The organism is Variovorax sp. GW821-FHT10B04, assembly GCF_059415645.1.
Map to the genome: position 1 here is coordinate 380445 of NZ_JBWKNQ010000004.1, position 26857 is coordinate 407301.

Consider the following 26857-nt stretch of genomic DNA (forward strand, 5'->3'; position numbering starts at 1 on the left):
GATGCTGAGCACTTCTTTCGATGGGGCAGCCGCCCCTGCCTCGGCCTTGCCCGACCCGGCGCAGTCCGCGCTGGTGATCGTCGACGCGACGCCCGAGGCACTGCCCGCCGGTACGCCGGCCGCCGAGACGCTTCGGCGGCTGCTGACAGCCGCACGCCGCGCCCAGGCACTGATCCTTTTTCTGCAACCGGAACGCGACGACGCCGAAGCCGGGCTCGACGAAAGCCTGGCACCGCAGCCCGGCCCCAGCGAGTTCGTGATCCGCACGCTGGGCGGCAGCCCGTTCGGCACCAGCACCTTCGGCCTGGTGCTGCGCGCCAACGGCATCGCCGAACTGGTGCTCGCGGGCAGCGACGAGTCGCTCGGCATTTCCTGCACGGTACGCGACGCCGACGTGCGTGGATACCGCGCTCGCCGCGCCGATGGGCGCCATGCCGACGCGGCCGACGCAATCGCCGCCGCATGGACGGCCGCGCGGCCGGGTCCGCGCAACTGGCATGCCGACGCCAAGCAAGCCGCGCTGCTGCGCACGCTCGACGAGCGACTGGCGCCGCAACACACGGCCCTGGTGCTGATCGACGTGCAGAACGACTTCGTGAGCCCGGCCGGCGCCACCGGCCAGCGCGAGGCCATGCCGATGGTCGATCGCGCGACAGCGCGCATTCCCGTGCTGCTGCAGCACGCGCGCGACACCGGCTGCCTGGTGGTCCACGTGCGTGCCGAGTATGGCCAGCACGTGCGCCACGTCGGTTCGCCCTATCGCTTTCCGAGCACGCGCACACGCGAAGGCGCCGTCTGGAGCGCATCGGCCGCAGAGCTGCATGGCAACCACGAGTTTCCACCCGGCGAGGTCGAGGTCTGTCTGCGTGGCTCCTGGGGCGGCCAGGTGATCGATGCGGTCGCGCCGCTGCCGGGCGAACCGGTCATCACGAAGCATCGCTTCAGCGCGTTCATCGACACGCCGCTGGAAGCGCTGCTGCGCGCACGCGGCATCCGCACGCTGGTGTTCGCGGGCGTCACGACCAACTGCTGCATCGAATCCTCGGCACGCGATGCGTCGATGCTCGACTTCTATCTGGTGGTCGCCGAAGACTGCGTCGGCACCAAGAACTCGGTACGGCATCTGCATGAAGCTTCACTCGAGCAGCTGCGCACCTACTTCGCACTGGTCGAGCCGTCGGATCGCATCATCGACGCGTGGCAGACCCACGTGCCGGCAGCACTCGCCGCATCATGAGCGCGCGACTCGACATGTTGCCCGCCGCACCGCATCTGCCGCTCCCGCCGGAACCACGCGCGCCGCGCGTCCCGGTCGCGCTGTGGCTGCTGCTGCCGGCCTGCGCATTGCTGGTGCTCGGCATGCTGATCCCGGTCGGCCAGGTACTCTGGATGAGCCTGAACCCGCCCGAGGCCGGCGTGATGGCGCCGGGCATGGACCTCACGCTGCAGAACTACCAGCGCTACTTCGGCAGCGACTTCTACCTGGGCGTGCTGTTCAAGACGCTGTGGCTGTCGGGCCTGACGACGCTGATCACGGCCGCGCTCGGCATGCTGCTCGCGCTGTCGGTCTGGCGCGCGGCACCGCGCTGGCGCGGGCTGATGGTGATCGCGATCCTCGCGCCGCTGCTGGTGAGCATCGTGGCGCGCACCTATGGCTGGATCGTGGTGCTGGGCGACAAGGGCGTGCTCAACACGCTGCTGGTCGGCGTCGGCCTGCTCGACGAGCCGGTGAAGATCATGTACACGCCGGCCGCCGTGCTGATCGGCCTGGTGCACGTGTTCCTGCCCTTCATGGTGCTGTCGCTGCTCGGCTCGCTCGACCGCATCGATCCGTCACTCGGCGAGGCGGCCGGCTCGCTCGGCGCGAGCCGCTGGGCGACCTTCCGCCACGTGCTGCTGCCGCTGACGGTGCCCGGCCTGGCGAGCGGATCGATCATCGTCTTCAGCCTGGCCATGTCGTCCTACGTCACGCCGGCACTGATGGGCGGCAGCCGGTCCGGCGTGCTCACGACCTTCATCTACCAGCAGTTCTCGGTCACGATGAACTGGCACTTCGGCGCCACGCTGGTGGCGGTCCTGCTGGGCGCCACGTTGCTGGTGCTGTGCGCCATCCTGTCGTGGGCCGGCTGGCACACGCGCCACTGGAACGCCGCCAAATGAACGCGCTTCTTCATCGACTCGGACAGGCCACCACGGCCTTTCTCTATGTCTTCCTGCTCGCACCGCTGGTGTTCGTGGTGGTGGTGTCGCTCAACGGCGGCCCCGTCCCCAGCTTCCCGCCGCGCGACCTGTCGCTCAGGTGGTATGCGGTCGCACTGCAGTCCGAGAACTTCATGGGCGGCTTGGCGACCAGCGCCTGGCTGGCGCTGGCGGCCGCGCTGATCGCGGTGCCGATCGGCGTGGCGGCGGCCTTCGGCCTGTCGCGCGGCCAATGGCGCGGCAAGGCGGCGCTCGAGGCCTTCTTCCTGTCGCCGCTGATCGTGCCGGGCATCGTGATCGGCATTGCGGTGCTGGTCGCACTCGCAGGCATGGACTTCGCGACCGCGCCGCTGCGGCTGCTGCTCGGCCACACGCTGATCGTGCTGCCCTACACCGTGCGCACGGTGCTTGCCAGCCTGGCGCGGATGGACCCGTCGCTGGAGGAAGCCGGCCGCGTGTTCGGTGCCTCGCGCTGGCAGGTGCTGTGGCACGTCACGCTGCCGCAGTTGCGCGGCAGCATCGCGGCCGGCGCCATCCTGAGCTTCATCCTGTCCTTCGACGACGTGTCGGTCTCGCTGTTCCTGAGCAGTGCGCAGACCACCACGCTGCCGATCGCCATCATGTCCTACATGCAATACAACTTCGACCCCTCGATCGCCGCGATCTCGGCCATGCTGATCATCGCGACGCTGGGCGGTGCACTGGCCGTGGAACGCTTCTTCGGCCTCAAGAAAATCCTCGGGAGCTGACCATGGCCCATGTCTCGCTGAACCACCTGCACAAGAGCCACGGCGCCAACGTCGTGGTCAATGACATCTCGCTCGACATCCCGAGCGGCAAGTTCCTCACGCTGCTCGGCCCGAGCGGCTGCGGCAAGAGTTCGACGCTGCGCATCGTCGCCGGCCTGTCGCAACCCGATTCGGGCCGCGTGCTGATCGAAGGCCGCGACGTGACGCGCCTGGACGCACCCAGGCGCAACATCGGCATGGTGTTCCAGAGCCTTGCGCTGTTCCCGCACATGACGGTGCAGGACAACGTGGCCTTCGGCCTGAAGATGCGCGGCGTGCCTGCGGGCCAGCAGGCGCCGCGCGTGAAGCGTGCGCTCGACCTGGTGCACCTGGGCAGCTTCGGCGAACGCTATCCGCGCCAGCTGTCGGGCGGCCAGCAGCAGCGCGTGGCGCTGGCACGCGCACTGGTAGTCGAGCCCAGCATCCTGATCCTCGACGAGCCTTTCGGCGCGCTGGACCGCAAGCTGCGCGAGGCGATGCAGACCGAGCTCTACCGCATCACGCGGGAACTCGGCATCACCTCGCTCTTCGTCACGCACGACCAGGAAGAGGCGCTGATGCTCAGCGACAGCGTGGCCGTGATGAACCAGGGCCGCATCGAGCAGGTCGGCTCGCCGATCGAGCTCTTCGAACGCCCACGCAACCGCTTCGTGGCGGAGTTCATGGGCCTGTCGAACTTCGTGCGTGCGCAGGTGGTGGGCACACACGACGACGGCTGCACGTTGCAGGCCTTCGGCCATGCGTTCGAGGCGCCGTCCACGACGCTGCCGATCGGCCAGCCGGTCGAGGTCGCACTGCGGCCGGAACGCATCCGGCTGAGCGCAGCCGGTCCGCTCGGCGGCGATGGCGTGCAAGGCCAGGTGACGCAGGCGATCTACCACGGCAGTGCCTCCGACTACATGGTCCGCCTGCCCGACGGCAGCATGCTCAGCGTGCGCCAGGGCAACGACCAGGGCCTGTTGCAAGACGCGCTGCCCTTCGGCGTCGGCACGCCGGTGCGCGCGCAATGGCAGCGCTCGGCCGTGCACATCCTGCACGCATGAGCGCCACGCAACCGCCCGCGGGGCGGAGGCACCCTGTGGGCACAGCGCCGGCCGCCATGGCACCGCGCGAACGGCTGGCCGCGATCTGCATGGTCGTGCTGGTGGCGAGCACCTACCTGCGGCTGGTCTGGCCGTTCGACGCCCTGCTCGAACTCGCCTGCGCCGCGCTGCTCGGCTTCATGGCCGCCGTGTGGCCCGGCGTCGGCCGGCAGGCTCGCGTATTCGTCGTGCTGGGCGCGGTCGCCAGCGGTGCGGCCTTCCTGCTCAGCGATGCGGGTACGGCCGTACTGGCAGGCGCCGGCGTGCAGAGCGTGCAGTTCGCCACGCTGCTCGCCGCGCTCGCCACACTGCGGCTGCCGATGCGCCGGTCCCGCCTCATCGCGCGCGCCGCAGCCTGCCTGGTCGCGACCGGTGCACGGCGGCGCTACGCTGCGCTGTCCTTCGGCAGCCATCTGCTCAGCCTGATCTTCAGCTTCGGCGTGGTGCCGATGATGGGCGAGATGCTGCGGCGATCGGGCCTCGACGCGCGCACCAGCCCCGGCGCGCGCCAGATGCTGATGGCGGTGATCCGCGGGCTGTCGATGACCACGGCCTGGTCGCCGATGGCGATCAGCTTTGCGATCGTGAGCACCGCGCTGCCGCAGATGCGCCCGCTCGCCTTCATGGGCGCCGGCCTGCTGGCCGCGACCCTGGTGCTCGCGGGCGGCTGCCTGCTGCACAGGCCGATGCCGCTCGACCGGCAACCGCCCGCCGATGCGCCGCACGGCGACGTGCAGTCGCTGTTCATCATCCTCGGCATGGCCGCTGCGCTGTTCGGTGCGACGCTGCTGCTCTACCAGTTGTCCGGCCTGCCTTTCATCATGGCCTCGGCCACCACGCTGCCCTGCTTCAGCCTGCTCTGGCTGGCACTGGAACGCGATCCCGCACCGACCGCCGGGCCGGGGCTCCCCGCACGCTTCTTCCAGGTGCTCACGGAGATGCGCAGCGAGACCTTCATCTTCTCGGCGTCGACCTTCATCGGACAGGCGATCGTCGCGATCATCCTGGCCCATGCGGCAAGCGCCGGCGCGGGATGGCCGCCGCTGCTCGGGCCGCTGTCGCTTGCATTGCTGTGCGTGTGGCTGATCCCCGCAATCGCGATGCTGTCGATCGCGCCGACCATCGTCGTGCTGCTGCTCGCGCAACTGGTGGCGCACAGCGGCTTCGGCACGGCGACGCCGGTGACCTTCGCGTGTGCGCTGACGCTCGGCTGGTCGCTCGCCATCGGCATCTCGCCGGTCAGCGCGACGCTGCTGATCGCTGGCGGCATCACCGGTGTGTCGCCGCGCGAGATCGCCTTCGGCTGGAACCTGCGCTACACGTTGGCAGCCTCGGCGGCGGCCGGCGTGTTCATTGCGCTGCTTTATGCGATGGGCTGGTAAGCACCGACGTCGCGCTCAGGCCCGGCGCGGATAGCCCCCGTAGCCAGCCTGCGCGGCGATCTCGTCGCGCGCCTGCCGCAGCGCGGTCTCGATGCGCGCCTGCAGCGCCGCGTCGAGCCGGCTTGCGGGCACGGCGACCGACAGCGCCGCCAGCGGCGTGCCGAACGAGCCGAGGATCGGCAGCGCGAGCGACGACACCTCGCGCACCTGTCCGTGCGTCTGCACGGCCACGCCGCCATCGGCGATGCGTTCGAGCTGCGCAAGCAGTTCCCGCCGTGCAGCGGGATCGGCAGGGCCGCAGGCCGCGAGCGTCGGCGCCCATTGCTGCGGATCGCGGCAGGCCAGCAGCGCCAGGCCGCCCGCCGTCTCGGTGATGGCTGCGCGCTCACCCAGCGAGAAGGTGTAGGTCAGACGCCGCTTGCAGGCCTCGCGCCACAGCACGATCACCTCGTTGCCTTCGGCCTGGACCAGGAAGCAGCTTTCGTCGACGTCGACCACCAGACGGCTGAGCACGGGCTGGCTGATCTGCACGATGTCCATCTCGGCGAGATAGCGGCCCGCGATGCCGAGGATGCGCGAACCCAGCGAATAGGCACGACTCATCGCATCTCGCTGCAGGTAGCCGGACTGCACCAGCGTGTCCAGGATCAACGTGGTCGTGCTCTTGGGAATGCCGAGCCGCTCGGCGATGTCCGAATGCTTGAGCGATCGCGCAGCGGCCACGGTTTCGATGATGTCCAGCGCACGGATGGCGGCCCGCACTTGTTTGGTAGGACCTTCCGGCGCGGATTCGAGGGGAGAGTTGAGCGACACGTGACACCTTGATGCCTTCACATTGTCACGTAGGTCACGGCCGGGAATCCGCGCCGCGCGCTACGGCCTTGTTGGCGCTGTGCCGGCTCAATGCGCGAAGAAGTGCATCCCGCCATCCACCGGAATCACGGCACCGGTGATGTAGCGCGCCAGTGGCGAAGCCAGGAACGCCACGAGATGGCCGATGTCTTCCGGCTCGCCGAAATAGCCGATGGGAATGTGGCTTGCGATGAAGGCGCGCCGGCTTTCCTCGGTCGGATGCAGCTTGCCGAGGATCTGCTCGCTGTTGATGCGGCCGGGCGGGATCGTGTTGACGGTGACGCCCTGCGCCGCCACTTCGCACGACAGCCCCTTGGCCCACAGATGCAGCGCCGCCTTGGCGGCGCTCGCCGCATTCAGCGAGCGCGGCTCCATCGACCCGCTGATGTTGACGATGCGTCCCCACCGCCGCGCCTGCATGGCTGGCAACACGGCCTGTGCCAGTCTGCGCGCGGCGCTGAAATTCAGCGCGAAGGCTTCGTCCCAATCCGCGTCCGGCGCATCCTGCTGGATGAGCCGGGCACCGCCCGCGCTGTTGACCAGGATGTCGATCGGGCCGACGGCCGCCGTGGCCTCGGCCACCAGGCGCTTCACGTCGTTCGCATCGGTGATGTCCCCGGTCACGACGAAGGGCGCCTCGGCGCCGCTCCTGGCGATCTGGGCCGCCAGTTGCCCGAGCGCATCGCCGCGGCGCGCGGTGATGGCCACGCGCACGCCTTCCAATGCCAGCACCCTGGCCACGCCCGCTCCGATGCCGGCGCTGGCACCGGTGACCAGGGCTGTACGCCCCTTGAGATTCAAGTCCATCACGCCCTTTCGAATTCGCAAAACTGCAGAAGGGGGCAGTGTCATTTGAAATTTCCGAGAGATAAACTGCGGCCCGTTTGACTCATTCGAAATCAGGAGTTGCCAATGGACTTGCTCGACAGCATGCAGGTGTATGTCCTGGCCGTCGAAAAAGGCAGCTTGAGCGCAGCCGCCGCGGCGAGCGGCATCTCGGCGACGATGGCCGGCAACCATCTGCGCACGCTGGAAAAGCGCCTCGGCATGCAGCTGCTCCATCGGACCACCCGGCGCCAGCACCTCACGGCCCTGGGCGAGGACTACTACGTCCGGTGCAAGGAGATCCTCCGGCTGGTGGCCGAGACGGACACGCAGGCGCAGAACCTGCAATCGTCGCCTGCCGGAACGCTGCGCATCAGCGCGCCCGTGACCTTCGGCACCGAGGCGCTGATGCCGGCCTTGTCGGTGTACCTGGCGCGCTATCCGGCAGTGAGCGTCGACGTGTCGCTGAGCGACCGCGTGGTCGATCTGGTGGAAGAAGGCTTCGAGGCCGCGATCCGTATCGGCCAGCTGCCGGACTCGGCCCTGATCGCCAAGCCGCTCGCGCCTTACCGGTTGATGATCTGCGCCTCGCCCGACTACCTGGCGCGCAGAGGCTCGCCGAGCAAGCCGGAGGACCTGAGCCAGCACGAATGCCTGTCCTTCAACCCGGCCGCGCTGGCCGGCTGGCGAACGCACGGCACGGATGGGCGGTTTCGAATTCCCGTCTCCGGGCGGCTTCAGGTCAATCAGGGCCACGCACTGCGCGTGGCGGCCCTGCACGGCCTGGGCATCGTGCTGCAGCCCGCGATATTGCTCGAGGCCGACGTGGCCGCCGGGCATCTGGTGCGGCTGTTCCCCGCGCATGAACTGCCGAGCCGGCCGCTGAGCGTGGTCTATCCGAAAGACCGGTACCGGTCGCCAAAGCTGAAGACCTTCATCGATTTCATGGCGGAGCGTTTCGCCGTGGCGTCATGAGACACGAAACACGCCGGCCGCCTTGACGGAGCGAACGAATGCGGCCTGGCGGCTCAGCCGCCGTCCAACGCCGGCGGGCGCATGAGGTCTTCGTTGACCCCCATGATCTCGCTGGCCCGTTCGATGGCCTGCCACAGCGGTGCAGGCATCTTCATGATCTCTTCAGGCGAACTGGCACGTGCGATCCAGGAGCCGATCTGATGGTGCTGCTCGGACGTGAGCAAATCGAGGTTCAGCATCTCGTCGATGGTCTTCATCCTGGGCAATTGGTGCCTCTTCCATGTTATTCAACGACGAACGCGGTGCGGCGCCGCATGGACATGCCGGCACGGCCTCGGCGGGGAGTTCACGATGCCGCTCAAGCCGCCTCGAACGTGTCGCCCAGGATCCTGTTGCGCCCGCCCGACTTGCTCAGGTAGAGCTGGCGGTCGGCATGCTTGATCCAGAGATCGGCCGCCATGCCGGGCAGGCAGCGCGCGGTCGCGATGCCGATGCTCACGGTCACGTGCGAGCTGATGGTGGAACCCGTGTGGGGAATGCCCAGCGAATGCACCTGCGCATGGATCTCCCGGGCGATCGTCAGGGCCGCGTCCGAATCGGTGCCGGGCAGCACGCAGGCGAACTCTTCCCCGCCGTAGCGGGCGGCCAGGTCGGACGCGCGGCGAACGGCGCGCGAGAGTGCCGACGCGACCATCGTGATGCAGCGGTCGCCGGCCGGGTGCCCATAGGTGTCGTTGAACAGCTTGAAGAAGTCGATGTCGACCATCAACACCGACAGCCACTCGCCCGTGCGCGACAGCTGGGCCGTCTCGACCTCGAGCGTCTGCTCCAGGCGGCGGCGGTTGCTGAGACCGGTCAACGCATCGGTGACGGCCATCTGGGCCAGCTGGTCACGCAGCCGCTTGAGCTCGATGTGGTTGCGCACGCGCGCATGCAGCACGACCGGCTGGATCGGCTTCGTCACGTAGTCGATCGCGCCGAGAGAAAGCCCCTTGGCTTCCGCGTCCTGATCGTCCAGGCCGGTGGTGAAGATGATGGGCACGTCGGCCAGCAGCCGGTCGCTCTTCAGCGTGCGGCAGACCTCGTAGCCGTCGATGCCGGGCATCAGCACGTCGAGAAGGATCAGGTCGGGCAGCACGGACCGCGCGACCTCGATGGCCTGCTCGCCGGAAGTCGCGAAGCAGATCTCGTAGTCGTCCTCCAGCGCCGCATTCATGATCTCGATGTTCGAGACCTCGTCATCGACGATCAGTATCACGGCACGGTCAGTCATCGGAGCGCTCTTGGAATGGGGTTGAAGGTCCGGAGGCGACGCCGGTGGCGGAGCCTTCATCGAGAAGTCGCATGGCGCCGTCGTAGTCGAGCTTGTCGAGTGCGGCCTTGATCGGGTGCGTCCTTATCGTGTCGGGTGCCATGCCCAGCGCCAGACCCAGTTTTTCGAATGCGGTGCGCGCGCCCAGGCTGCGGCGCTTGAGCGCCATGCGGAACGCCTCGGTCGACGCTTCCGCGGCGGAGGCATCGACCGCCCCGCCCGCCTGCGGTCGAGCGGCCGGCGCGACCGGCGGCGCAAGGCTCCGGGCGGCCGCAAGCGCAGGCGCGATGTGCTGCGCCAACTCGTCGAGCAGGGCCTCGATGCCATCCAGCTCGCCGTCGCTCAGCATGGCCTCGATGCGGGCGGCGACATCGGAGACCGCGGGCACCTCCAGCGATGCGGCGACACCCTTGAGCGTGTGGGCCAGTCGTTTGGCTTCCGCCCGGCTGCCGCTGGCGATCTGGCTGCGCAAGGTCGGCACGGCCTCGGCGAAACCATCCGCAAAGCCGAGGATCAGCTTGCGCAGCAAGGGCCGTTTGCCGTTGACACGCTTCAGGGCGGCTTCGATGTCGAAAGGCGGCAGGCTGTCGGGCAGGTCGTCGACCTTCACGGCCACCGGTTCCGCAACGACGGTGCGCACCGGCGCACGCACTTCGCCGCCGGACCCGCGCGGCTTCAGCCAACGGTCGAGCGTGAGCACCAGCAGCGCGGGATCGACCGGCTTGGCGATGTGATCGTTCATGCCCGCCGCGAAGCAGCGCTGGCGCTCGGCCTCGTAGGCATGTGCCGTCATGGCGATGATCGGCAGCTTGTCGGCCGACCAATCCTGCCGGATGCGGATCGTGGCCTCGACGCCGTCCATCTCGGGCATCTGCACGTCCATCAGCACGGCGGCGTAGCGCGCCCCGTCCTCGGCCAGGCGCTCGCACGCGATGCGGCCGTTTTCCGCGGTGTCGACTTCCAGGCCAGCATCGGTCAGCAACTCGACGGCGATCTCGCGGTTGATGTCGTTGTCTTCGGCCAGCAGCACCCGCAACCCGCGCAGCGGCACCGTCACCATGGGGATCATCGCGTTCGTGACTTCCGCGCTGCCGGCCTTCGGCGCGCCGCCCGCAGAAAACAGGCCGGTGATCGTCTCGAGAAGCACGTTCGGGTCGACCGGTTTGACGAGGAAGGCGGCGATGTTGTTGGCCTCGGCCTCGCCCCTGAACTCGTCGTGCCGGTAGGCCGTGACGAGCAGCACGACCGGCAGGCGCGTCAACTTGGTGTTGGCGCGCATGGCCTTGACGGTTTCGATGCCGTCGAGGCCCGGCATCTTCCAGTCCATCAGGACCAGATCGTAGGGGTTCCCTGCCGTGGTCGCGATGTCCAGGGCGCCGAGCACTTCCTCGCCGGAGGCGACCAGGTCCACGGGCATCGACCAGGACGCGAAGACACCCTGCAGGATCTCCCGCGACGCGGGGTTGTCGTCCGCGATGAGGACGCGCAGATCCCGTATTTCCGCCGACGGCAGGCCGGTGGCCGGCACGGCGATGTCTTCGCCGATGCCCATCACGACCGTGAAGAAGAACGTGCTGCCGGCGCCCGGACGGCTCTCCGCGCGAATCGAACCACCCATCAGCTCGACGATCTGCTTGCTGATCGCCAGGCCCAGGCCGGTGCCGCCAAAGCGGCGGGTGGTCGAGCTGTCGGCCTGGCTGAACGAATTGAACAGCGCCGCCTGCTGCGCCTGCGTCATGCCGATGCCGGTGTCCTGCACGGACACGTTCAACGTGATGCCTTTCTCGCTCCGGGCCAGCACGTCCACCGACACGGTGACGGTGCCGTTCTCGGTGAACTTCACCGCATTGCTCACCAGATTCAGCACCACCTGATTGAAGCGGAGCTCGTCCCCCACCAGCGTTCGCGGCACGGCCTTGTCGATCACCGAGCGAACGACCACGCCCTTGGATTCCGCGTCCATCGCGGCCAGGTGCAGCTGGTTGTCGAGCGACATCTGGAGGCTGAAAGGCCGGGTCTCGAGCGTGAGCTTTCCGGCCTCGTTCTTGGAGAAGTCCAGGATGTCGTTGATCAGCCGCAGCAGCGCAACGGCGGCGCCGTTGATCTTGGAAACATAGGCCTTCTGCTTCGGCGTGAGGTCGGTGCGCAACGCCAGGTGGCAGAAGCCCAGGATCGCATTCATGGGCGTGCGTATCTCGTGGCTCATGTTCGCCAGGAACATGCTCTTGGCCCGATTGGCTTCCTCCGCCTCCTGCGTCCGCGCCTCGAGCGCCTCGTTCTTGGCCATGATCTCGGCACTCATCGCACCGATCCGGCCGAAGCTTTCGACCAGCGTGTCGCTCAGCCAGACGAGCACTGCCGTCTGGAAGGCGACGATCCCCGCATGGAGAAGAACCCGCGCCAGATCGCCCCCCGCCGGGAAGACGGCCTGAGGCAACAGAAAGTCCAGCAGCAGGTGGTGGAACGCGATCGCCCCCGCCGCGACGATGACCGCCCGCCGGTCGCACCAGGCGATCGTCAGCGCCAGCGTGGCGAAGAAGTACATGTGCATGTCCATCTGCCACGCCGACCCGGACATCAGGTAGACGAACAACGCCGGCTGCCCCATCAGGGCGACGGCGGAAAGATAGCGGGTGACGGGCGCGATGCCGTTGCGCCACCAGCTCAGGTGATAGGCGCCGGCCAGCACGACACCGGCGAGCGCCGCGGCCACCACCGACTTGCCCACCAGCAAGGCGACGATCGCCAGGATCGGCACATGCAGCCAGAACAGGATGATCAGGAAGCGCCCGAAACGGCCGCGGACCTTGTCGAGTTCGGCCGTCATGCGCGCCCTTCTCCCTTGGCCTGGCCGAAGCCGATGCAGCCGCGCAGCCGCACCGGATCGATCACCAGCCACGCGCCCGCGGCATACAGCTTGCGAACCGCGTCGGGTGCGCTGGAATGGACGATCAGCATGTTCGCCGGGCCGCCGGTGTCGACGATGCCGGCATCGACGGACTCGATGACGCCGATCGTCTGATGGCGGTTGAACCAGGGCGGCGCGACGACCGCATATTGGTCGTCGCTGCCGGATGGATACAACGTGGCGACGACCAGGCCGACAAGGAAGACGCCCAGCAGCGCCACGGCCGGCCAAAGCTCGCGGAACTCGAATGCCGTGTCGGCCTTTCGCCGGACTGCGCCGCGCACCACGCCCGGCTGACGAATTGATCGCATAAGAGTAATACAGAAGATTTAATTAAATTTCGTGACCCCGGTATTTCGGGTCAGGAAATTCGACTGCTGATTTTCCCCGCAGAAATAGTTTCACAAGGAAATATGCTGATACATCGATCATACGGTCGGCCGAAGCATCCGGGGTGAACAGGCAGAGGCCGAAAAAGGTAAATGGCGAGGCGATATGCAAATCAATGCGAAATCGGCCCTCCGCATATTTCAAATGCAGCGCCGGCACGGCCGCGGTATGGGGGCCCGTGCCGCCCAGTCGCTTGCGAGACGGCATCCGGCGGTGCGGCGCCGGTACGCTCGCGCCGATTCATTCGGCCCACAGGAGACACACATGAGAACCCGAATCACCACGCTGTTCGGCATCCGGCACCCGATCATCCAGGGCGGCATGCATTACGTCGGCTACGCCGAGATGGCCGCGGCCGTCTCCAACGCGGGCGGGCTCGGCATCATCACCGGGCTGACCCAGCGCACGCCCGACCTGCTCGCCAAGGAAATCGCGCGCTGCCGCGTCATGACCGACAAGCCCTTCGGCGTGAACCTGACCTTTCTGCCGACGGTCAGCTCACCCGATTACCCCGGCTATATCCGCGCGATCATCGACGGCGGCGTCAAGGCGGTCGAAACGGCGGGCAACAACCCGCAGAAATGGCTGCCCGCCTTGCACGAGGCCGGCGTCAAGGTGATCCACAAATGCACGTCGGTGCGCCATGCGCTGAAGGCCGAGTCGATCGGTTGCGACGCCGTCAGCGTGGACGGCTTCGAATGCGGCGGCCATCCTGGCGAGGACGACGTTCCGAACTTCATCCTGCTGCCGCGCGCCGCGGAAGAACTCAAGATCCCGTTCGTCGCATCCGGCGGCATGGCCGACGGGCGATCGCTGGTGGCTGCACTCGCGCTGGGCGCAGAAGGCATCAACATGGGCACCCGCTTCATTGCCACGCAGGAAGCGCCGGTGCACGAGAACGTCAAGCAGGCGATCCTGGCCGCCAGCGAACTCGACACCCGGCTGGTGATGCGGCCGCTGCGCAACACCGAGCGCGTGCTGAAGAACGCGGCAGTCGATCGTCTGCTCGAGAAGGAGCGCACGCTCGGCGCCGCGCTGAAGTTCGACGACATCATCGACGAGGTCGCCGGCGTCTACCCGAAGATCATGCGCGAGGGCGCCATGGACGCGGGTGCCTGGTCCTGCGGCATGGTGGCCGGCCTGATCCACGACGTGCCGACCGTCAAGGCACTGATCGACCGGATCATGGAGGAGGCGCACTCGATCATCCACGAGCGCCTGGCCGGTTTCGCCGACGCGGCCGCCTGAACGGCATCGACCGCCAAAGCTCAGGCGTCCAGTCCGGGCCCCGAGTAGTACGCCCTGGGCCGTATCAGTGCCCGGGACCGCCCCTGCTCCAGCGCATGGGCGATCCAGCCCACGCTCCGGGCGACCGCGAATACCGCGAGCGGCGCGTCGTGCGGCAGCCCATGGGCGCCGGCCATGGCGGCGAGCGCGAAATCCACGTTGGGAAGCGCGCCGGTCGCCCGCACGACCTCCGCCGCCAACGCCGTGAAATCCACTGGCGCCTCGAACACCAGCAGCAACGCCGCCGCACGCGGATCGCCATCCGGATACAGCGGATGGCCGAACGCCGGAAGCGGCATGCCCCATTGCAGGCGGCGCGCCACGGCCATCGCAACGCCCAGCACGCGGGCTTCTTCGAGCAGCACGCCGAGGTCGGCCGCAGCGCCGCCGTGCATCGGCCCCGTCAGCGTCGAAAGACCCGCCAACACCGCCGCGGCCAGGGACGCGCCGGTCGATGCCGCGACGCGCGCGGCAAAGGTGGACGCATTGAGTTCATGGTCCGCGAGCAGCACCAGCGCCTGGCGAATGGCCTCCGAGGCCTCGGGTCGTGCCCAGCGCGCGGCCATCTGCACATGCATCGAGGAACCGCCTTGCGCGCGCGCCGGGGAACACCCAAGCCAGGCCTGGGCGATCGAGGCGACCAGGCTGGCGGCCTCAGTGTGCAATTCGGCCGGCGGACGATCTCTTGCGGGCACACCGTCGGCAGCGGCTGCGGCCATGCGCAGCAGTGCACGGCGCAGGCCACCGCCCGCGGGCTCGACGCTGGCGGCGTCGGTCGCGTCGAAGCCGACCCGCGGCGCGTTCCACAGCAATGCCGCCACCTGCTCGAGTCCTGCGCCCGTGGCCGCAAGCTGCAACGCCGGTCGCCCGGCGTAATAGAGCCGGCCATCGGCAATCGTCGACACGGCAGATGACAAGACCGGTTCGCCCCACGCAACCGCCCGCAAGGCGACCTCGCGCGCCGGCGCAGCGCCGGACTTCCGGGTGGCCAGCCGCAGTACGTCGTCGCGGCTGTACAGGCGCCGGCGCGGATCGGCCGGGTCGGCCTTGCTGCGGATCCTGCCGCGGCTGACGCTGGCATACAGGCTTTGCGCCTGGACCCCGAGCAGCGCCAGCGCCGTGGGGGAATCCAGCCATGGCGACAGCTGCGCCGGCAACAGATTGATCGACTGCATCAAGATTGACCCTGTCCGGGGGGCACGAAAGAATCGACCGCATGACCCCTCAGCAGCAACATTACCGCATGTTCGCAGGCTACAACGCCTGGGCCAATCGCCGTCTGTACGACGCGGTCGCGGAGTTGCCGGCGCTGCAGTACCGGGCACACCGCGGCGTCTTCTTCGGATCGCTGGAAGGCACGCTGAATCACCTGCTCGCCACCGACCGGATCTGGATGCAGCGGTTCACCGGTGCCGGCTCGGCGCCGGATCGGCTGGATGCCGTCCTGTTCGACGACTTCGATGCGCTGCGTGCCGCACGCCAGGCCGAAGACGCCCGCATCCAGCGCTATGTGGACGGACTCGACGACCAGGCGCTGGCCGGCAGCATCTCGTACCGGCGCGTCAGCACACCCGAAGCGCAGGTGCAGCCACTGGCACCTGCGCTGGCGCATTGGTTCAATCACCAGACGCACCATCGAGGCCAGGCGCATGCGGTGCTCACCGGCCTTTCCGGACAGGCGCCGGAACTGGACCTGTTGTTCTATCAACGCCTGGTTGCACGAGGCACCGAACCGACCTGACGCTGACAACCGGATGGCCTGGTTTCAGCAGGGGTAGACAATCGACGTTTGCATTCCTCTGGAGCTCCATGGACCACGTCACTCTTCAAGCGACAGCGACGATCGCAGCAGCAGTCGTCACTCAAATGGGAGCGTCCAAGGTCATGACGCCGGAGTTGATTGCCGAGGCCGTTCATCTCGCGCATGCAGGGCTTCTGCTCGGCATCGAAACCATCGAAAAGACGGGCGCCGCGCGAAGGGACTGGTCTACCGGCCTGGTCAGGACGATCGACCCGAAGACGTGAGCAAGGCGGCTCAGTCCGCGCCCAGGTCCAGCGCATGCTGCGCCACGACCCATTCCTCATTGGTCGGCTCGACGACGACGCGCACCCGGCTTTCGGGGGCCGAGACGAGCGGCGCGTTGGCCAGGTTGGCGGCCGGGTCGATCGCCAGACCGAGAAACCCCAGGCCCGCGCAGATGCGCTCCCGAAGCACCGCGTTGTGCTCGCCGATGCCGGCCGTGAAGGCCAGCATGTCGATGCCGCCGAGCACCGCGACCAGCCCGCCGATCTCGCGCACGATGCGCCGGACGTAGAGCGCGAGCGCCGCTTCGGCGCGCGGGTTGTCGTGCTCGCAGCGCAGCAGCTCGCGCGGGTCGGACGACACGCCCGAGATGCCGAGCAGCCCGGACCCGTGGTACAGCAGGTGGCCGACCTGCTGCGACGTGAGCCCGCCCGTGTCCATCAGGTGGAGCACCGCGCCCGGGTCGAGCGCGCCGCAGCGCGTGCCCATCATCAGACCGTCGAGCGCAGAAAACCCCATGGTGGTGGCCACGCTGCGCAAGCCGTCCATCGCGCACAGGCTCGCGCCGCTGCCGAGATGGGCGACGATGGTCCGCCCCTTCGCGGCCTCGCCATGGCGCTCGGGCAGCGCGATCGACATGTACTCGTACGACAGGCCATGGAAGCCATAGCGCCGCAGGCCGCCGGTCCAGGCGTCCCACGACAGCGGCAGCATCTGCTCGACCTGGGGCAGCGTGTGGTGGAAGGCCGTGTCGAAGCATGCGATCTGCGGAAGATCGGGCCGCTCCGCCAGCAATGTTTCGATCGCCTCCAGCGCGAAGGGCTGATGCAGCGGCGCCAACGGAATCAGCCCGGCCAGTTCGTCGAGCACGGCGCGGTCGATGCGCAGCGGCGCGAAGTGCCGGCTGCCGCCATGCACGACCCGGTGCGCGACCGCCCCGATCGGCCGGCCGTCCAGCCAGCCGAGCACCCGCGACCGGATGTGCGCCAGCGCGCCGTGGTAGGGCTGCGCCGCGTCGAGCACGAGCGGCTCGGCCGCCTGGCCGCCCGCGCTGAAGGTCGGCGCCGAGCCGGTGATGCCCTCGACCTTGCCGCTCCAGGCCGGCTCGCGCGGCAGCGGGTCGATGCCCGCGTCGAACACCGCGAACTTGATGCTCGACGAGCCGCAGTTGAGCACCACGATGACGGCGCCGGTCGATGGGTTGTGCATGGTCTCTTTCATGGCGGGCTCGTTTCATGGTGGCGCGCCAGCAGCAGCGCGACGGCGCAGGATGCCAGGCGCGAGGCCTGCGAGTCGGCACGGCTGGTCAGCACGATCGGCACCCTGGCGCCCATCACGATGCCGGCGCTCGACGCGTTGCCCATGTACTCCAGCTGCTTGGCGAGCATGTTGCCGCTTTCCAGGTCGGGCACGACCAGCACGTCGGCCCGGCCCGCCACGTCCGACACGATGTTCTTGATGCGCGCGGCCGCGACGGACACGGCGTTGTCGAAGGCCAGCGGACCGTCCAGCAGCCCGCCGGTGATCTGGCCGCGATCGGCCATCTTGCACAGCGCGGCAGCGTCGAGCGTGGCCGGCATGTGCGGGTTGACCGTCTCCACCGCGGCGAGGATCGCGACGCGCGGCAGCGCCACGCCGGTCGCGTGCGCCAGGTCGATCGCGTTGCGCACGATGTCGGCCTTGGCGTCCAGGTCGGGCGCGATGTTGACCGCGGCGTCCGTGATGATGAAGGGCCGCGGGTAGGCGGCCGTCTGCATCAGGAAGCAGTGGCTCATGCGCCGCTTCGTGCGCAGGCCGCTGCCGGCGGCAACCACCGCGGCCAGCAGCTCGTCGGTGTGCAGGCTGCCTTTCATGAGCGCATCGACCTCGCTCCGCGCGGCGAGTTCCACGGCGCGCGCCGCGGCCGCATGGCTGTGCGGCACGTCTTCGACCGCGATGCCGGTCAGGTCGAGTCCGGCGGCAGCGGCCACGGCCACCAGCCTGGCGCGCGGCCCGACCAGCACGGGCACGATCAGGCCGGCGTCGCGCGCCGCCAGCGCGGCCGACAGGCTGACCGCATCGCAGGGATGCACCACCGCCACGCGGATCGATCCGAGCGAGCGCACCTGATCGAGCAGCGCGCGGTTGCCGTCGGCGGCACCGGCGGCCCACCGCACTTCGGGCAGCACGGTGCGCGGCCGCTCGACGCGCTCGGTCGGCGCGATCACCTCGGCCTCGCCCTCGATCACGCGCGTGCCATGCTGGTTGACGCACAGGCAGCTCAGTGTCAGCCGCTTGCGGTCCTCGTCGCGGGCGACGACGGTCACGCTGATGTCGAGCGTGTCGCCGATGCGCACGGGCGCGAGGAAGCGCATGGCCTGGCTCAGGTAGATGGTGCCGGGCCCGGGCAGCCGGGTGCCCAGCACCGCGGAGATCAGCGCCCCGCCCCACATGCCATGCGCGATCACGCCATGAAAGCGCGTGGACGCGGCGTAGTCCGGGTCGACGTGCTGCGGGTTGTCGTCCCCGGACATCACGGCAAAGAGCTGGATGTCTTCGGCGCTGAGCGTGCGGCGGATGCTCGCCGTGTCGTCCACCGCGATCTCGTCGAACAGCCGGTTGCGGATCAGCCGCAGCGCATCGGCGGGCGGCGGCGTGGAAGTGGATTCGATGTCGTTCATGTCATCTGCCCGATGGTCCGGCGGAAGCGGTTGAGCGCGAAGGCGAAGAAGCCCGCGCCGATGCCCGCGATGGCGAGCAACTGGGGCCAGACCACGTCGAGCCCCGCGCCGCGGTAGAGGATGGCCTGCGAGGCCGAGACGAAGTGCGTGGTCGGCGCGACCAGCATCACGTTCTGCACCAGCGCGGGCATGCTCTCGCGTGGCGTGGAGCCACCCGACAGCATCTGCAGCGGAAGCAGCACCAGGACCAGCAGCATGCCGAACTGCGGCATCGAGCGCGCCAGCGTTGCGAGGAAGATGCCGATCGAGGTGGTGGCGAACAGATGCAGCCCGGCCGCCAGCATGAAGAGCGCGATCGACCCTTGCACCGGCACCTGGAGCACGCCCTGCACCACGAACACCAGTGCGACGAGTGCCGCGAGCGCGACCACCAGGCCCATCGACCAGACCTTGGCAAGCATGATCTCGGCCGGCGTGACCGGCATCACGAGCAGATGCTCGATGGTGCCGTGCTCGCGCTCGCGGATCAGCGCCGCACCGGTCAGGATGATCGACAGCATCGTCACGTTGTTGATGATCTCCATCAGCGAGCCGAACCAGCCCTGCTCGAGATTCGGGTTGAAGCGCATGCGCAGCGCCAGGTCGACCGGTGGCGCCGCAGCGTCGCCATGGCGTTGGACGAACGCGCTCACCTCCTGCGCCACCATCTGCTGGATGTAGCCGCTGCCGGTGAAGGCCTGGCTCATGCGCGTGGCGTCGACGTTCAGCTGGGCCGCGGGCGCGCGGCCCGCCAGCACGTCGCGCTGGAAGTCGGGCGGGATGTCGAGCACGAAGGTGAAGTCGCCGTCATCCATGCCGGCATCGGCCTGCGCGGGCGTGATCATCACGGGCGTCCGGAAATGCGGCGGATAGAAAGCCGAGGCGATGCGCGCCGACAGCGGCGAGGCGTCCTCGTCGACGATCGCGATGGCGGCGTTGTGCAGCGTCTCCGGCATGGCCGTCGCGGCCACGTAGATCGACAGCGTGAAGGTGTAGACGATGAGCACCAGCATCGTCGGGTCGCGCACGAGGCTCCACAGCTCCTTGATGCCGAGGCGGTAGATGTTGGCAGCCGACGAACGCACCTCAGGACTCCTGCTTCTTCAACAGCAGCACCGCGAGCCCGAGGATCACCGGCACCGAGACGGCCAGCGGCCAGAACGATGGCATCAGGGCGTGGAAGCCAAGCGCCTTGTTGAAGACACCCCGGCTGATGGTGAGGAAGTGCGTGGCGGGATAGATGTGGCCGACGAACGCGCCCGCGCCTTCGAGCGAGGAGACCGGGTTGAGCAGGCCGGCGAACTGCACGCAAGGGATGAGCGTGCCGATCATCGTGACGAACAGCGCGGCGATCTGGCTGCGCGTGAAGGTGGAGGCGAGCAGGCCGATGCCGGTCGAGCACACCACCAGCAGCAGTGCCGCCAGCGCCAGCGTGGCGAAGCTGCCGGTCACGGGCACGTCGAACACCGCGATCGCCAGCACCACCAGCAGCAGGAAGTTGAACATCGCCAGCACGACGTAGGGCAGTTGCTTGCCGAGCAGGAACTCGGCGCGCGTGACCGGCGTGACGTAGAGGTTGAGGATCGAGCCCAGTTCCTTCTCGCGCACCACCGAGAGCGCCGCGAGCATCGCCGGGATCATCATCAGCAGCAGCGGGATCACCGCCGGCACCATGGCCGGCAGGCTGCGCACGTCGGGGTTGTAGCGGTAGCGCGTCTCCAGCGAACTGGCCGCCACCGGCGCCAGGCCCAGCCGATGGGTGGCCATGTCGGCCAGCCAGAGCTGATGCATGCCCTGCACGTAGCCGCGCACGGTTTCCGCCCGCATCGGCATCGCGCCGTCGACCCAGGCGCCGATCTGCACGCTGCTGCCGCGCTGGAGATCGCGCGCGAAGCCCGGCGGTATCTCGATGGCCAGGGCGAGTTCGCCGTCACGCATGCGGCGATCCAGCTCGGCGTAGTCGGCGATCGGCGGCTTCTCGATGAAGTAGCGCGAGCCCGAAAGGTTCAACGCATAGTTCTGGCTCAGCACGGTCTGGTCGCGGTCGAGCACCGCATAGGACAGGTTCTCGACGTCCATGCTGATGCCGTAGCCGATGATGAACATCAGGATGGCGGTGCCCAGCAGCGCCAGCGTGGCGCGCACCGGGTCGCGCTGCAGTTCCAGCATCTCGCGCAGCGTGTAGCTCCATGCGCGTGCGAAGCTGAAGGCAGCGCGCCGGCCTCCGCGCGGCGCGGGCGGCACGGACGGTGTTGCCGCCGCCGCCGCGTCCACCGGACCCGCCTCGCCGCGCGCGCCCGCTTCCTCCAGATAGCCGATGAAGGCCTGCTCCAGCGTGGCCGCGCCGCGCTGGCGGACCAGCGCGGCCGGCGCGTCGCTGACCAGCACGCGGCCCGCGTGCATCAGCGAGATCCGGTCGCAGCGCTCGGCCTCGTTCATGAAGTGGGTCGAGATGAAGATCGTCACCCGGTCGCCCCGCGCCAGGTCGGCCATCAGTTGCCAGAAAGTGTCGCGCGCGACCGGGTCGACGCCCGACGTCGGCTCGTCGAGGATCAGCAGCTCCGGCTGATGGACCATCGCCACCGCGAGCGACAGCCGCTGCCGGATGCCCAGCGGCAGGCCGTCGGGCAACGCATCGACCACGTCGCCGAGCCCGAAGCGGCGGACCATGGCGTCCACCCGCGCCGGGATGTCCGACTCCGCCACGCGGAACAGCCGCGCATGCAGCACCAGGTTCTGCCGCACGCTGAGCTCGGTGTAGAGCGAAAAGGCCTGCGACATGTAGCCCACACGCCGGCGCGTCTCGATATCCGACGAATCCACCTCGCGCCCGAACAGCCACGCCTGCCCTTCGCTGGCGGGCAGCAAGCCGGTCAGCATCTTCATGGTGGTCGACTTGCCGCAGCCGTTGGAGCCGAGGAAGCCGAAGATCTCGCCGCGCCGGATGCGGAAGCTCACATGGTCGACCGCGACGAAGTCGCCGAAGCGCATCGTCAGGTCCCTGGCCTCGATCGCGATCTCGCCATCGGCCGACGCGGCCAGCGGCGGTATCACCACCTCGCGGTGGCCCTGCCTGCGCGCCTCCGGCAACAGCGCGATGAAGGCCGACTCCAGCGTGCGGCTGCCGGTCTGCGCGAGCAGCCGGGCGGGCGTGCCGGTGGCGAGCACGCGGCCGGCGTCCATCGCGACCAGCCAGTCGAAGCGCTGCGCCTCTTCCATGTAGGCGGTCGCGACGATCACGCTCATGCCCGGCCGCTCGCCGCGGATGCGGTCGATCAGGTCCCAGAACTGGCTGCGCGCCAGCGGGTCGACGCCGGTGGTCGGCTCGTCGAGGATGAGCAGGTCGGGGTCGTGGATGAGCGCACAGCACAGGCCCAGCTTCTGCTTCATGCCGCCCGACAGCTTGCCCGCCGGCCGCGACAGGAAGGGGTACATGCCGGTGCTGCGCATCAGCGCGTCGATGCGGCGCCGGCGCTCCGCCGCACCGTGGCCGAACAGGCGGCCGAAGAACTGCAGGTTCTCCTCCACCGACAGCGTCGGGTACAGGTTGCGGCCGAGTCCCTGCGGCATGTAGGCGATGTGCGGGCAGACGGCATCGCGATGCCGCCGGTCCGCCATGTCGCCGCCGAGCACCTCGACCCGGCCGGCCTGCACCACGCGTGCGCCCGCCAGCAACGACAGCAGGCTGGACTTGCCGACGCCGTCCGGCCCGATCAGGCCGACCCTGCAGCCCGCGGGGATGACCAGGTCGATGCTGTCGAGCGCCACATTGGCGCCATAGCGCTGCTGCACGCTCGCCACGCGCGCGACGGCCGAACTCGGGCTCACGTCCACATTCACTCGGGCACCCTGGCTGCCAGCGTGGCCGGCCAGGCGGCCTGCGGATCGGTCCGCAGCCAGGCGACACCGGGCAGCCCGGTCTTCACCTGCCGCAGGTACTTGCGCAGCAGCTCGCGGTCGATCTGCGCCTTGACCCGGAACATCAGTTTCTGCCGCTCGCTCGCGGTCTCCACCGTCTTCGGCGTGAACTGCGCGGTGCTGGCGACGAAGGACACGCGCGCCGGGATCACGTAGGCCGGCGCGGCGTCGAGGATCACGCGCACCTCGCTGCCCAGCGCGACCTTGCCGACGGCCGTCTCGGGCAGGAAGAAGGTCATGTAGACATCGGCCAGGTCGACCAGGTTGAGCACCTTGCCGCCGGCCCCCAGCACCTCGCCCGGCTGAGCGATGCGGTATTGCACGCGGCCGTCGCGCGGCGCCTTGAGCTGGGTGTCGCCCAGGTCGGCATCGACGCGCGCGACCGTGGCCACGCCCGCCGTGAGCGACGACTCCGCACCGGTGACCTGCGCGCGCGCCGCGTCGACGCCGGCCTGGGCGGCCGTGACCTGTGCGCGTGCGGCGTCGAGCGCGGCCTGCACGCTGCGCACGCGTGCGCTGTCGTCGTCCAGCTCCTGCACCGATGCCGCGCCCTCGGCCGACAGCGTCTGCGAACGGGCCAGCCGCCGCCGCGCGGCATCGAGTTCGCTTTCGCGCTGGGCCACCACCGCCTGCGCCGCCGCCCGGTCGCTCTCGCGCACGGCGACCTGGGCGCGCGCCGTGGTGACGGCGTTGCGCGCCTGCTCGCGGTGGGCGCTGGCCTCGTCGCGCTGGGCCTGCAGCATGTCGACCTGCATGCGCGCAAGCACCTGCCCGGCCTGCACGAAATCGCCCTCGTTCACCAGGATCTCCTGCACGCGCCCGCCGAGCCGGGTGGCGACGTCGATCTCGGTCGCCTCGATGCGGCCATTGCCGCTGGCGAAGCCCTCGCCCGGGCCGGTCGGCTTGAAGCGCGCCCACGCCAGGTAGCCGGCGCCGACGACGGCCGCCGCGATCACGGCGGGGACGAGGATTTTCTTGATGGAGAGGCTCATGGGGTCCGCGTGGATTCGGTGGAAGACAGGGCCTGCGTGCCGCCGCCGAGTGCGGCGTACAGGCCGACGCGGGCGGAAAGCAATGCCCGGCGCGTCTGCACCAGTTGCTGCTCGGCCGACAGCAGGTCGCGTTGCGCGTCGAGCACCTCGAGGAACGCGGCCGCGCCGTTGTCGTAGCGCAGCTTGGCCAGCCGTGCGCGCTCGGCCTGGGCAGCACGGGCCTCCTGCTGGACGCGCACCTGTTCGGCCAGCCGCTGCCGGGCCGACAACGCATCGGCCACTTCGCGGAAAGCGGTCTGCACGGCCTTCTCGTAGCTGGCCACCGCGAGCTCGCGGCGGATTTCCGCCAGATCGAGTGCCGCACGATTGCGGCCCGCATCGAACAGCGGCAGCGACACGCTGGGCACGAAGGTCCAGGCGCGGCTACCGCCGGCGAACAGGCCGTCGAGCTCTGCGCTCGCGCTGCCCAGGCTGCCGGTCAGCATCACGCGTGGAAAGAAGGCGGCACGCGCGGCGCCGATGCTGGCGTGTGCGGCCTTCAACTGGTGCTCGGCCGCGACGATGTCGGGGCGGGCGCTCAACAGGTCGGAAGGCAGGCCGGCGCGCAGTTCGGGCATCACGGCCGCGTCGTCGCGCAACGGTGGCGGCAGCACGGGCAGGCCCGCATCGGTGCCGACCAGCAAGGCCAGCGCATGCGCCTGCGCGGCGCGGGCCTGCATCAACTGCACCTGCAGCGAGCGCGCCTGCGTCAGCAGCGTTTCGACCTGCAGCAGGTCGAGGCGCGACGTTGCGCCGACCTGCTCGCGGCGCCGGAAGATCCGGAACGATTCCTGCCGGCTGGCCACCGTCTGCTGCGCGATGGCGAGGCGCTCGTCCAGCTCGCGCAACGCGAGGTAGGCGTCGGCCACCTGTGCGACCAGCTGCACCGTGGCGGCCCTCCGCGCTTCTTCCGAGGCGAGGTAGTTCTCCAGTGCCGCGTCCTTGAGGCTGCGGACGCGGCCCCAGAAGTCCAGCTCCCAGGACGACAGGCCGACGCCGACCTCGTAGTCGCCGCCGACCACGGTGTGCCCGGTAACGTTGAGGTCGCCAGGGACGCGTGAGCGCGCGCCGCTCGCGCTGAGGCCGATGGTGGGCAGCAGGTCGGCGCGCTGGATGCCATAGGCCGCACGCGCCTCGTCGGCATGCAGGACCATCAGGCGCAGGTCGCGGTTGTGGTCGAGCGCGAGCGCGATCAGCGCCTGCAGTTGCGGATCGGCGAAATAGTCGCGCCAGGCGGTCGATGCGGCCGAGCCGGCACCATCGGGCGCCGCCTCGTCGGTGGCGCCGTATGCGGCGGGCACCGGCAGCGCCGGTGCCACGTAGGCCGGCGCCATGCTGGCGCAGCCCGCCATGGCAAGCGCCAGCACGAGCGCCGATGCCGATCCGATGGCCGCACCGGATGTCGAGGCGCGCATCATTTCTCCAGCACGTAGCACCCCGGCGCCGCGCCCAGAACGGGGAAGCCCTTGCCGGCAGCGCCCATGGACGGTGGCCGCGCCAACGCGGCGGAACGCGCCTGCAGCCAGGCATGCCAGGCCGGCCACCAGGAGCCCTCGACCGTCGGCGCCGCGGCCCGCCATGCGTCCGGCGCGACGGCGGCTCCGCCGGCCGGCCGGTCGTCCACCTGGTAGGAGCGATGGGGATGGCCAGGCTCGCTCACGATGCCCGCGTTGTGGCCGCCGCTGGTCAACACGAAGCGGATGTCCGACACCAGCTCGTGATGCAGCTTGTAGACCGAATGCCAAGGCGCGACATGGTCGGTGACGGTGCCGACCATGAAGACCGGCAGCACGATGTCGCTCAGCGCGATCGGACGGCCGTCCACGAGATAGCGGCCTTCGGCGAGGTCGTTGCCCAGGAACAGCCTGCGCAGGTACTGCGAATGCATCCGCGCCGGCATGCGCGTCGCGTCGGCGTTCCATGCCATGAGGTCGTTCATCGGTGCCCGTTCGCCGAGCAGGTACGCATGGACGACGCGCGACCAGATCAGCTCGTCGGGCCGAAGCATGGCGAAGGCGCCGGCCATCTGTGCGCCGCTCAGATAGCCGGCGCGTGCCATCTCGGCCTCGAGCACGCTGACCTGGGCCTCGTCGATGAACAGCCCCAGCTCGCCGGGTTCGGTGAAGTCGGTCTGCGCGGCGAGCAGCGTCATCGATGCGAGCCGCGTGTCGCCGTCGCGCGCCATGGCGGCCGCTGCGATGGCCAGGAGCGTGCCGCCCAGGCAATAGCCCGCGGCATGCACCTGGCGCTTCGGGACGATCGCGTTCACTGCCGCGAGGGCGGCGAAGACGCCGAGCTGGAGGTAGTCGTCCATGCCCAGGTCGCGGTCGCCCTCGTCCGGGTTCTTCCACGAGATGCAGAACACGGTGTGGCCCTGCGCCACCAGGTAGCCGATCAGCGAGTTCTGCGGCGACAGGTCGAGGATGTAGTACTTCATGATCCAGGCCGGCACGATCAGCACGGGCTCGGGATGCACCTTGTCCGTGGTCGGCTCGTACTGGATCAGCTCGATCAGGCGATTGCGCAGCACCACCTTGCCGGGCGTGAGCGCCACGTCCTTCCCGGGGACGAAGGCCTGCGTTCCCGGCGGCGCGGCGCCGGCCGCCGCCTGCTGCAGGTCTTCCAGCGCGTTGCGCATGCCGCGCGCGAGGTTGGCGCCGCCCTGCGCGGCGGTGCGCGACAGCACCACCGGATTGGTCGCGAACTGGTTGACCGGCGACAGCATGTCGAGCCACTGGCGAGCGCCGAACGAGACCAGCTCCGCGTGATGCTTCTCGACGCCCCAGACGCCGTGCGCAGCCGCGTCCCACCAACGCTCGCTCGATGTGAACGCCTGCTGCATGAGGTTGAAGGGCCACAGCGACCATTCCGGCGCCGCGAAGCGCGGATCGGCCGAATGCGCCGAGGCGCCCGCCGCCGCACCGACGCCGGCCGCAGCCCACTGAAGCGCGTCATCCGTGGCGAGAGCGGCGAGGTCCAGCATCTTGCCGGGCGATGCGGCCAGATGCAGCGCCCAGTCGGCCGCGGCGAGAAAGGCAGAAGCGCCGGAGAGCGCGGACGTCGCTTGCGCCATCGCCGCGTGCAACGGCGGGTCGATGCGTTCCGCGGCACCGGGCAGGGAGGGAGTCGTCGAAGCAGTCGGCATGGCGGCGTGGAGGTCAGGGTTGCGGAGGCGACCTGCGGGCG

Annotated in this window: 24 protein-coding genes; 9 read left to right on the forward strand and 15 right to left on the reverse strand. The window is 69.2% G+C overall.

The genetic code is table 11. The features are described from left to right. Window position 1: 1 nt before the first annotated feature. The 5 genes from AC07PZ_RS12890 to AC07PZ_RS12910 are packed head-to-tail and all read left to right on the forward strand — an operon-like array spanning window position 2 to window position 5451. Entirely contained in the window at window positions 2-1237 is a 1236-nt protein-coding gene (locus AC07PZ_RS12890; RefSeq protein ID WP_495295484.1) for an isochorismatase family protein, read from the forward strand. Further along, entirely contained in the window at window positions 1234-2160 is a 927-nt protein-coding gene (locus AC07PZ_RS12895) for an ABC transporter permease (RefSeq protein WP_495295485.1), read from the forward strand. Before AC07PZ_RS12890 ends, AC07PZ_RS12895 begins: the two co-directional genes overlap by 4 nt. Further along, the gene (locus AC07PZ_RS12900) at window positions 2157-2948 is read left to right on the forward strand and encodes an ABC transporter permease (RefSeq protein WP_495295486.1); all 792 of its coding nucleotides are present in this window, start codon (window positions 2157-2159) and stop codon (window positions 2946-2948) included. Before AC07PZ_RS12895 ends, AC07PZ_RS12900 begins: the two co-directional genes overlap by 4 nt. A 2-nt stretch (window positions 2949-2950) precedes the next feature. Then, the gene (locus AC07PZ_RS12905; RefSeq protein WP_495295487.1) at window positions 2951-4030 is read left to right on the forward strand and encodes an ABC transporter ATP-binding protein; all 1080 of its coding nucleotides are present in this window, start codon (window positions 2951-2953) and stop codon (window positions 4028-4030) included. 35 nt (window positions 4031-4065) lie between these two features. After that, window positions 4066-5451 (forward strand): hypothetical protein, encoded by a 1386-nt coding sequence (locus tag AC07PZ_RS12910; RefSeq protein ID WP_495295488.1) that lies wholly within the window; start codon window positions 4066-4068, stop codon window positions 5449-5451. Window positions 5452-5466: 15 nt separating this feature from the next. Here the strand turns inward: AC07PZ_RS12910 and AC07PZ_RS12915 are convergent, their stop codons facing one another. Both AC07PZ_RS12915 and AC07PZ_RS12920 read right to left on the reverse strand, forming a co-directional pair. Further along, entirely contained in the window at window positions 5467-6285 is an 819-nt protein-coding gene (locus tag AC07PZ_RS12915) for an IclR family transcriptional regulator (protein WP_495295489.1), read from the reverse strand. Window positions 6286-6351: 66 nt separating this feature from the next. Then, window positions 6352-7110 (reverse strand): SDR family NAD(P)-dependent oxidoreductase, encoded by a 759-nt coding sequence (locus tag AC07PZ_RS12920; protein ID WP_495295490.1) that lies wholly within the window; start codon window positions 7108-7110, stop codon window positions 6352-6354. Between the two features lie 105 nt (window positions 7111-7215). Here AC07PZ_RS12920 and AC07PZ_RS12925 point away from each other — a divergent pair, with 105 nt between their 5' ends. Continuing rightward, window positions 7216-8103 (forward strand): LysR family transcriptional regulator, encoded by an 888-nt coding sequence (locus AC07PZ_RS12925; protein ID WP_495295491.1) that lies wholly within the window; start codon window positions 7216-7218, stop codon window positions 8101-8103. Between the two features lie 53 nt (window positions 8104-8156). Here the strand turns inward: AC07PZ_RS12925 and AC07PZ_RS12930 are convergent, their stop codons facing one another. The 5 genes from AC07PZ_RS12930 to AC07PZ_RS12950 form a co-directional block, all read right to left on the reverse strand. Further along, the gene (locus AC07PZ_RS12930) at window positions 8157-8360 is read right to left on the reverse strand and encodes a hypothetical protein (RefSeq protein ID WP_495295492.1); all 204 of its coding nucleotides are present in this window, start codon (window positions 8358-8360) and stop codon (window positions 8157-8159) included. 101 nt (window positions 8361-8461) lie between these two features. Further along, the gene (locus tag AC07PZ_RS12935; protein WP_495295493.1) at window positions 8462-9376 is read right to left on the reverse strand and encodes a diguanylate cyclase; all 915 of its coding nucleotides are present in this window, start codon (window positions 9374-9376) and stop codon (window positions 8462-8464) included. Beyond that, window positions 9369-12242, reverse strand: a complete 2874-nt coding sequence (locus AC07PZ_RS12940) for a response regulator (RefSeq protein WP_495295494.1) — start codon at window positions 12240-12242, stop codon at window positions 9369-9371. The genes AC07PZ_RS12935 and AC07PZ_RS12940 overlap by 8 nt, the downstream gene beginning before the upstream one ends. Further along, the gene (locus AC07PZ_RS12945) at window positions 12239-12634 is read right to left on the reverse strand and encodes a hypothetical protein (RefSeq protein WP_495295495.1); all 396 of its coding nucleotides are present in this window, start codon (window positions 12632-12634) and stop codon (window positions 12239-12241) included. The genes AC07PZ_RS12940 and AC07PZ_RS12945 overlap by 4 nt, the downstream gene beginning before the upstream one ends. Before the next feature lie 22 nt (window positions 12635-12656). Then, window positions 12657-12920 carry a hypothetical protein gene (locus tag AC07PZ_RS12950; RefSeq protein ID WP_495295496.1) on the reverse strand — a complete coding sequence of 88 codons (264 nt, stop codon included), beginning with the start codon at window positions 12918-12920 and terminating at the stop codon, window positions 12657-12659. A gap of 57 nt (window positions 12921-12977) precedes the next feature. Between AC07PZ_RS12950 and AC07PZ_RS12955 the strand changes: the two genes are divergently transcribed. Continuing rightward, window positions 12978-13961 carry an NAD(P)H-dependent flavin oxidoreductase gene (locus AC07PZ_RS12955; protein ID WP_495295497.1) on the forward strand — a complete coding sequence of 328 codons (984 nt, stop codon included), beginning with the start codon at window positions 12978-12980 and terminating at the stop codon, window positions 13959-13961. A 20-nt stretch (window positions 13962-13981) separates the two neighbouring features. On the opposite strand, the gene AC07PZ_RS12960 is transcribed toward AC07PZ_RS12955, so the two are convergent. Beyond that, a complete protein-coding gene (locus tag AC07PZ_RS12960; protein WP_495295498.1) occupies window positions 13982-15175 on the reverse strand; it encodes a citrate synthase in 1194 nt (397 codons plus the stop codon). A 41-nt stretch (window positions 15176-15216) separates the two neighbouring features. On the opposite strand from AC07PZ_RS12960, the gene AC07PZ_RS12965 reads away from it, so the two are divergent. Next, the gene (locus tag AC07PZ_RS12965; RefSeq protein WP_495295499.1) at window positions 15217-15741 is read left to right on the forward strand and encodes a DinB family protein; all 525 of its coding nucleotides are present in this window, start codon (window positions 15217-15219) and stop codon (window positions 15739-15741) included. A 68-nt stretch (window positions 15742-15809) separates the two neighbouring features. Further along, complete coding sequence (locus tag AC07PZ_RS12970; RefSeq protein WP_495295500.1) at window positions 15810-16025, forward strand: hypothetical protein; 216 nt, start codon at window positions 15810-15812, stop codon at window positions 16023-16025. A 10-nt stretch (window positions 16026-16035) separates the two neighbouring features. Here the strand turns inward: AC07PZ_RS12970 and AC07PZ_RS12975 are convergent, their stop codons facing one another. From AC07PZ_RS12975 to AC07PZ_RS13005, 7 genes are read right to left on the reverse strand one after another with little or no spacing between them, the layout of a single operon-like run. Then, window positions 16036-17244 carry an acetate/propionate family kinase gene (locus AC07PZ_RS12975; RefSeq protein ID WP_495295501.1) on the reverse strand — a complete coding sequence of 403 codons (1209 nt, stop codon included), beginning with the start codon at window positions 17242-17244 and terminating at the stop codon, window positions 16036-16038. Continuing rightward, a complete protein-coding gene (locus AC07PZ_RS12980; protein ID WP_495295502.1) occupies window positions 17241-18683 on the reverse strand; it encodes a bifunctional enoyl-CoA hydratase/phosphate acetyltransferase in 1443 nt (480 codons plus the stop codon). Before AC07PZ_RS12980 ends, AC07PZ_RS12975 begins: the two co-directional genes overlap by 4 nt. Continuing rightward, the gene (locus tag AC07PZ_RS12985) at window positions 18680-19807 is read right to left on the reverse strand and encodes an ABC transporter permease (protein ID WP_495295503.1); all 1128 of its coding nucleotides are present in this window, start codon (window positions 19805-19807) and stop codon (window positions 18680-18682) included. The genes AC07PZ_RS12980 and AC07PZ_RS12985 overlap by 4 nt, the downstream gene beginning before the upstream one ends. Before the next feature lies 1 nt (window position 19808). Further along, the gene (rbbA, locus tag AC07PZ_RS12990) at window positions 19809-22556 is read right to left on the reverse strand and encodes a ribosome-associated ATPase/putative transporter RbbA (protein WP_495295697.1); all 2748 of its coding nucleotides are present in this window, start codon (window positions 22554-22556) and stop codon (window positions 19809-19811) included. 2 nt (window positions 22557-22558) lie between these two features. Then, window positions 22559-23632, reverse strand: a complete 1074-nt coding sequence (locus tag AC07PZ_RS12995) for an HlyD family secretion protein (protein ID WP_495295504.1) — start codon at window positions 23630-23632, stop codon at window positions 22559-22561. Next, window positions 23629-25086: an efflux transporter outer membrane subunit gene (locus AC07PZ_RS13000; RefSeq protein WP_495295505.1), complete on the reverse strand. Its 1458-nt coding sequence runs from the start codon at window positions 25084-25086 to the stop codon at window positions 23629-23631. The genes AC07PZ_RS12995 and AC07PZ_RS13000 overlap by 4 nt, the downstream gene beginning before the upstream one ends. Beyond that, window positions 25086-26816 carry a PHA/PHB synthase family protein gene (locus tag AC07PZ_RS13005; protein WP_495295506.1) on the reverse strand — a complete coding sequence of 577 codons (1731 nt, stop codon included), beginning with the start codon at window positions 26814-26816 and terminating at the stop codon, window positions 25086-25088. The genes AC07PZ_RS13000 and AC07PZ_RS13005 overlap by 1 nt, the downstream gene beginning before the upstream one ends. Window positions 26817-26857 lie beyond the last annotated feature (41 nt).

Coding starts and splice junctions, on each gene's coding strand:
- AC07PZ_RS12995 (WP_495295504.1), bottom strand. CDS start 23,632: ATGAGCCTCTCCATCAAGAAAATCCTCGTCCCCGCCGTGATCGCGGCG.
- AC07PZ_RS12945 (WP_495295495.1), bottom strand. CDS start 12,634: ATGCGATCAATTCGTCAGCCGGGCGTGGTGCGCGGCGCAGTCCGGCGA.
- AC07PZ_RS12920 (WP_495295490.1), bottom strand. CDS start 7,110: ATGGACTTGAATCTCAAGGGGCGTACAGCCCTGGTCACCGGTGCCAGC.
- AC07PZ_RS12950 (WP_495295496.1), bottom strand. CDS start 12,920: ATGCCGTCTCGCAAGCGACTGGGCGGCACGGGCCCCCATACCGCGGCC.
- AC07PZ_RS13005 (WP_495295506.1), bottom strand. CDS start 26,816: ATGCCGACTGCTTCGACGACTCCCTCCCTGCCCGGTGCCGCGGAACGC.
- AC07PZ_RS12970 (WP_495295500.1), top strand. CDS start 15,810: ATGGACCACGTCACTCTTCAAGCGACAGCGACGATCGCAGCAGCAGTC.
- AC07PZ_RS12980 (WP_495295502.1), bottom strand. CDS start 18,683: ATGAACGACATCGAATCCACTTCCACGCCGCCGCCCGCCGATGCGCTG.
- AC07PZ_RS12940 (WP_495295494.1), bottom strand. CDS start 12,242: ATGACGGCCGAACTCGACAAGGTCCGCGGCCGTTTCGGGCGCTTCCTG.
- AC07PZ_RS12925 (WP_495295491.1), top strand. CDS start 7,216: ATGGACTTGCTCGACAGCATGCAGGTGTATGTCCTGGCCGTCGAAAAA.
- AC07PZ_RS12965 (WP_495295499.1), top strand. CDS start 15,217: ATGACCCCTCAGCAGCAACATTACCGCATGTTCGCAGGCTACAACGCC.
- AC07PZ_RS12930 (WP_495295492.1), bottom strand. CDS start 8,360: ATGAAGACCATCGACGAGATGCTGAACCTCGATTTGCTCACGTCCGAG.
- AC07PZ_RS12895 (WP_495295485.1), top strand. CDS start 1,234: ATGAGCGCGCGACTCGACATGTTGCCCGCCGCACCGCATCTGCCGCTC.
- AC07PZ_RS12955 (WP_495295497.1), top strand. CDS start 12,978: ATGAGAACCCGAATCACCACGCTGTTCGGCATCCGGCACCCGATCATC.
- AC07PZ_RS12900 (WP_495295486.1), top strand. CDS start 2,157: ATGAACGCGCTTCTTCATCGACTCGGACAGGCCACCACGGCCTTTCTC.
- AC07PZ_RS12975 (WP_495295501.1), bottom strand. CDS start 17,244: ATGAAAGAGACCATGCACAACCCATCGACCGGCGCCGTCATCGTGGTG.
- AC07PZ_RS13000 (WP_495295505.1), bottom strand. CDS start 25,086: ATGCGCGCCTCGACATCCGGTGCGGCCATCGGATCGGCATCGGCGCTC.
- AC07PZ_RS12960 (WP_495295498.1), bottom strand. CDS start 15,175: ATGCAGTCGATCAATCTGTTGCCGGCGCAGCTGTCGCCATGGCTGGAT.
- AC07PZ_RS12905 (WP_495295487.1), top strand. CDS start 2,951: ATGGCCCATGTCTCGCTGAACCACCTGCACAAGAGCCACGGCGCCAAC.
- AC07PZ_RS12935 (WP_495295493.1), bottom strand. CDS start 9,376: ATGACTGACCGTGCCGTGATACTGATCGTCGATGACGAGGTCTCGAAC.
- AC07PZ_RS12890 (WP_495295484.1), top strand. CDS start 2: ATGCTGAGCACTTCTTTCGATGGGGCAGCCGCCCCTGCCTCGGCCTTG.